This is a genomic window from Pannonibacter phragmitetus DSM 14782, assembly GCF_000382365.1.
In the GTDB taxonomy this organism is placed as follows: domain Bacteria; phylum Pseudomonadota; class Alphaproteobacteria; order Rhizobiales; family Stappiaceae; genus Pannonibacter; species Pannonibacter phragmitetus.
This window is the reverse complement of record NZ_KB908230.1, coordinates 102661-108679: the sequence shown is the minus strand read 5'-3', so window position 1 is coordinate 108679 and position 6019 is coordinate 102661. Positions and strand designations below refer to the sequence as shown.

General features: G+C 62.0%; 2 protein-coding genes and 1 rRNA gene. 1 reads left to right on the top strand and 2 read right to left on the bottom strand.

All coding sequences use genetic code 11. The features are described from left to right. Positions 1-100 (bottom strand): 16S ribosomal RNA (locus H163_RS0118350); the annotation flags it as partial. Between the two features lie 878 nt (positions 101-978). Here H163_RS0118350 and H163_RS0118340 point away from each other — a divergent pair. After that, complete coding sequence (locus tag H163_RS0118340; protein WP_019966079.1) at positions 979-2961, top strand: M23 family metallopeptidase; 1983 nt, start codon at positions 979-981, stop codon at positions 2959-2961. Between the two features lie 103 nt (positions 2962-3064). On the opposite strand, the gene clpB is transcribed toward H163_RS0118340, so the two are convergent. Continuing rightward, the gene (gene clpB / locus H163_RS0118335; protein WP_019966078.1) at positions 3065-5668 is read right to left on the bottom strand and encodes an ATP-dependent chaperone ClpB; all 2604 of its coding nucleotides are present in this window, start codon (positions 5666-5668) and stop codon (positions 3065-3067) included. Positions 5669-6019 lie beyond the last annotated feature (351 nt).

Here is a 6019-nt window from a genome sequence, read left to right as displayed (position 1 = left end):
TTACTCACCCGTCTGCCACTCCCCTTGCGGGGCGTTCGACTTGCATGTGTTAAGCCTGCCGCCAGCGTTCGTTCTGAGCCAGGATCAAACTCTCAGGTTAAACAAAAGTTCAATCACAGGCACCAATTCTCAATCGCTGCATAAAGCACTCAAAGTTCTCACACACTTCTCAGCGCATGAAACTCGACAGAGACCATTTCAATCTCACGACCAAAATGTGTCTTCCTTGCTTCTTTCCGAAAAAGAAACGTACCTGTCCGTAACCCTTGCTTCTTAGCAAATCCGTCTCCAGATCCGCCGAAGCGCAAAGTCAACGCCGGCCGCGTTTCCCTTCCTTCAATTCCAAATTGTCAAAGAACTGAACGATCAAACGTTCACCCCGTTACCGGGAACCGGAGACAACAGAACCTTTTCGCTCTTGCGAGCTCCAAGCGGCTCAGTCGTTTTCGGCTGACCCGACAGCGTCTGGCGCCGTGTTTCCGTGGCGCCGCCGTCGATGGAGCGGTTTATAGCCAGACCCCTCAGAGGAGTCAACACAGATTGTCAAAAAAGATTCACAAGGTTGGAACCCCGCAGAAACGCTGGGGTTTGCGTGCCCTCCCCCTGTGATTTCTGCCTCTTTACACACAAGCCGGCTTAAAAAAATTCACACCAGGCCGAAAAAGGCCTTCACATCCGGCGGCACCCCTCGCTGCTGCTCATGAAAAGAGACGCAACAAAGACCTGCACACAGGCACTGCCGCCCATCCTATATATGGGCCAGCCATATTCATGCCTGAAACCGCGCTTATCGACCGCTTCATTCTCCGGCAGGGGAACAACGTTTCCTGGCAGAGTGCCTGCGCCGTTGACCTTTGCGGCGGCAGGCTGCATTTTCCGTCAGGTTCCGGATCGTTCCGGCAGGCGGAGGTTTCCGTGCAATGCATGGCCTTGCCAGAACAAGGCAGGGCAGGACGGCATGAACAGACAAGGCAACTGATGCATCTGGGCCCCTTTCAGTCTCACGCTCTTCCGGCGGTCGAACTTGGCACCATGCCGCCGCTCGTTGTCTATGACGAGCGGAACGCATTGCCGGACCGCCGCAAGGTGAGCCTGCGCTGGCTGACCGGAACTGTTCTGACGGGCGTGACGTCGATCGTCCTGATGGGCGGCGCATTGATTGCCGCACTTGACGGGCAGTACCGTGTCGCCGCTGCGACGGCTCACACGCCGAATCCGGAAGTGCTCAGCACGGCTGGCGCCAGCACCAAAGGAGACCGGGTCAGCAAGGCCGCTGCCCAGTTCACCAGCAAACGCGTCATCCCTTTGAATGTCGTGACACGCAGCGGTGATCAGGAACACATCAAGGCCAAACCTTATACGTTTGTGAACACGACCCTGACGACACGGCGCCTCACCGATGTTGAGGGCCGCATTCCGGCCTTCAATCCGCTGCAGATGTTCGCCGATCAGAAGCCGCTGGATGAGCGCACTGTCAGCGATGCGGTCTATTCCGCCAAGTCAGAGGGTGAGTTCACGCTGGCGCAGAGTGATTTTCCGGTCAACAGCCCCTTGATCGACACGGCCCTGACGCCTTCCGAGACGGAAGTGGAGCGGCAGGTCCGGGCTTCAGCCCAGTTTCTGAGCGAGAGCGGCGTTCAGATTGCCTCACGGACTATCGTTGATCCGGACCGTTTCGACTTTGACCTTGCCCGTCAGCCCGACTTCGCCCGGCTCTCCGTCCGTATCACCCAGGAAAACGTCTCCTTTGTTTCCAAGCAGGCGGGCACGGCGCCTGTCGCCGGCTTTGACGAGCGGATCATTCCCGTCGAGCAGGATATGGCCTTCAAGGACATTCTCCTCGACAATCAGGCGTCGGACCCGGAAGCCGAAGCGATCCTGGCTGCCTTCCGCTTTGGCGCCGGCATTCTTGATGTCGCCCCCGGTGACCGGCTGCGCATTGCCCTTGGCGCAGATCCCGCCGATCCGACCATTCCCCGGGTCGAGCGGGTCAGCATCTACACAGAAACCCAGCACAAGGCGACTGTCGCCCGCTCCGACAACGGCATTTACGTGACCGCCAATGAGCCGGCCGGGGACCTGCTGGATGCCTTTGCCGAGGCGGACCGCGACACCTTTGGCAGCAGCGCCGGCGGCCCCTCCGTTTCGCTTTATGAGAGCGTCTATCAGACGGCGCTTGAACAACAGATCCCGGAGGACCTGATCAAGGAACTGATCGGTGCCTTCTCCTATGACGTGGATTTCAACGGCCGCGTCCAGCCGGGAGATTCGCTGGAAGTGTTCTATGGCGGCGGTGAAGACGAGAATGGCGGAGACGGCGAGATTCTCTATGCATCGCTGCACACGGGCTCTGCCGAGCGGCGGCTCTACCGCTTCCGCGCCCCGGACGACGGCTCGGTCGATTACTATGACGAGGAAGGCCGCAGCGCGAAGAAATTCCTGATGCGCAAGCCGCTCTCCGGCGGCACCTTCCGTTCGGGCTTCGGCGTGCGGCAGCATCCGATCTATGGCTTTGGCAAGATGCACACGGGCGTTGACTGGTCCGCCCCCCGCGGCACGCCGATCATGGCCTCGGGCAACGGCACCATCATCAAGGCCGGGTGGGAATCCGGCTATGGCAAGCGCGTGGAGCTGCGCCACGCCAATGGCTATGTCACCACCTACAATCACATGAACGACTTCGGCCCCGGCATCAAGGAAGGCGGGCGCGTCACACAGGGCCAGATCATCGGCTATGTGGGCTCCACCGGCCTCTCGACCGGACCGCACCTTCACTATGAGGTGCTGGTGAACAACAACTTCGTCGATCCGATGCGTATCCGCCTGCCGCGCGGCCGGGTGCTGGATGGCGGCATGCTGGCGAATTTCGAGCAGGAGCGCACCCGGATCGACGCCCTGCTGGAGCGCGGACAGAAGCCCTCGCGCTTTGCTGCTGCGTCCGCTTCAGAAACGGTGCGCTGACGCGGCGGCCTGCCAAAGCCAGACACTCATCAAGACACAAAAACCCGCCGGATCGCTCCGGCGGGTTTTTTCATGACCTGGCGTTTTCAAGACTGGTGGCGAATCAGGCCGCTGCAGATTCGCCAGCGGCCGGGCCAGTCGTGAAGATCAGCCGGTCCGTTCCGGCGCTGACCGCCACGTGGTCGCCGTCCTTCACCGTGCCGGAGAGGATCTTCTCTGCCAGCGGGTCCTGCACATCCTTCTGGATCACCCGCTTCAGCGGCCGGGCGCCATAGGCGGCGTCATAGCCCTTCTGCGACAGCCAGCCGATGGCGCTCTCGTCCAGATCCAGCGTGATCTTGCGGTCGGCAAGCAAGGCGCGCAGCCGCGCCAGCTGGATCGAAACGATGGAAGCCATCTGGTTGCGCTGCAGCCGGTGGAAGAGCACGATCTCGTCCAGACGGTTGAGGAATTCGGGCCGGAAGTGGCCGCGCACCACACCCATCACCTCATCGCGCACCTTGTCCGTATCCTCGCCTTCCGGCTGGTTGACCAGATATTCGGCGCCCAGATTCGAAGTCATGATGATCAGCGTGTTGCGGAAGTCGACGGTGCGGCCCTGACCATCGGTCAGACGGCCATCATCGAGCACCTGCAACAGCACGTTGAACACATCCGTATGAGCCTTCTCGATCTCGTCGAAGAGCACGACCTGATAGGGACGGCGGCGCACCGCCTCCGTCAGGGCCCCGCCCTCCTCGTAGCCGACATAACCCGGAGGCGCGCCGATGAGACGGGAAACCGAATGCTTCTCCATGTATTCCGACATGTCGAGGCGGACCATCGCCGTATCGTCATCGAAGAGGAACGAGGCCAGTGCCTTGGTCAGCTCCGTCTTGCCCACGCCCGTGGGCCCGAGGAACATGAAGGAGCCAATCGGCCGGTTCGGATCCTGCAGCCCGGCGCGGGCGCGGCGGACGGCAGTGGAAACCGCATGGATCGCCTCGGCCTGGCCGATCACCTGGCCTGCCAGCACGTCTTCCATGCGCAAGAGCTTGTCACGCTCGCCTTCCAGCATCTTGTCGACCGGAATGCCCGTCCACTTGGAGACGACCTGCGCGATGTGGCTGGAGGTCACCGCCTCATCCAGCATCGCGCCCTTGGCGCTGGCTCCGGCCATATCGGCGAGCTTGCGCTCCAGCTCCGGAATGACGCCATAGGCCAGCTCGCCGGCCCGGGCAAGATTGCCCTGCCGCTGTGCCTTTTCCAGCTCGCTGCGGGCGCCGTCCAGCTGTTCCTTCAGCTTCTGCTCAAGGTTCAGCTTGTCCTTCTCGCCCTGCCAGCGCTGGGTCAGCGCATCGGATTCCTCCTCAAGCGCGGTAAGCTCCTTCTCGAGCCGGACCAGACGGTCCTGCGCTGCCGGATCGCTCTCCTTCTTCAGCGCCTCACGCTCGATCTTGAGCTGGATGATGCGCCGGTCGAGCTCGTCAAGCTCCTCGGGCTTGGAGTCCACCTGCATCCTGAGGCGGCTGGCCGCTTCGTCCATCAGGTCGATGGCCTTGTCCGGCAGGAACCGGTCGGTGATGTAGCGGTTCGACAGGGTCGCGGCGGAGACGATGGCCGAATCGGTGATTCGCACCCCGTGATGCAGCTCGTATTTCTCCTTGATGCCGCGCAGGATGGAGATGGTGTCCTCCACCGTCGGCTCGCTGACAAACACAGGCTGGAACCGGCGGGCCAGTGCCGCATCCTTTTCCACGTGCTTGCGGTATTCGTCGAGCGTGGTTGCGCCGATGCAGTGCAGCTCGCCACGGGCAAGGGCCGGCTTCAGCAGGTTGGAGGCGTCCATCGCCCCGTCCGCCTTGCCTGCGCCGACCAGCGTGTGCATTTCGTCGATGAACAGAATGATGCCGCCCGCTGCCGTCTCGACTTCGGAGAGAATCGCCTTCAGGCGCTCCTCGAACTCGCCGCGGTATTTGGCACCGGCAATCAGCGCGCCCATGTCGAGAGCCAGAAGCTGCTTGTCCTTGAGGCTTTCCGGCACATCGCCGTTGACGATGCGCAGGGCGAGGCCCTCGGCAATCGCCGTCTTGCCGACGCCCGGCTCACCGATCAGAACCGGATTGTTCTTGGTTCGGCGGGAGAGAACCTGAATGGTGCGGCGGATTTCCTCGTCGCGGCCGATCACCGGATCAAGCTTGCCGTCCCGGGCCACCTGCGTCAGATCACGGGCATATTTCTTCAGCGCATCATACTGGTTTTCGGCACTGGCAGAGGTAGCCGTGCGGCCCTTGCGCAAGGCATTGATCGCCTGGTTGAGATTGGCCGGGGACACGCCCGCCTTGGCCAGCAGCTTGCCGGCCTCGCTGTCATTGTCCATGGCCAGAGCCAGCAGCATGCGCTCGACGGTGACGAAGCTGTCGCCCGCCTTGTCGGCCACCTTCTCGGCCTGCTCGAAGAAGCGCGCCATGGCGGGAGACAGATAAAGCTGCCCAGAGCCGCCGGAGACTTTCGGCAACCGGGCGATAGCCTGTTCGACGGCGATGCGGACATCCTGAGACGAGCCGCCAGCCCGGTCGATCAGCCCGGCAGCCATGCCCTCCGGATCATCGATCAGCACCTTGAGAAGATGTTCGGGGAGGAACTGCTGATGCCCCTGCCCCAGCGCAAAGGTCTGCGCAGACTGGATGAAGCCGCGCGCCCGTTCGGTGTATTTTTCCATATTCATTCGCAAGACTCCTTTCCGCCTGACCACCCGTAGCATGGCCGGCGTGCTGGACTGCAGGCCCCATTCGGCAGGCAGCCCCGGCCTAGCGGCCGCAAACTGCCCCGGCGGGCACCCGCGCCATCACCCGGATGGCAAGGCTCATATAGTGTTGCAAATTGACAACAAAAGGGGGTGTCCGGCAACTCCGGAAGGATCCTGATCCCCGGAGCTTTCGCGGGGCTCACCCTGCGCTGCCAGGCGCAAAAAGAAGATGGGCCGGCAGGCGCAAGGAGAAGATGGGCGCCAGCAGGCGCAAAGAGAAAGGGCGCCCCGCAGACCGGAGCGCCCTTTCGTATCTTTCTGTACCCTGCG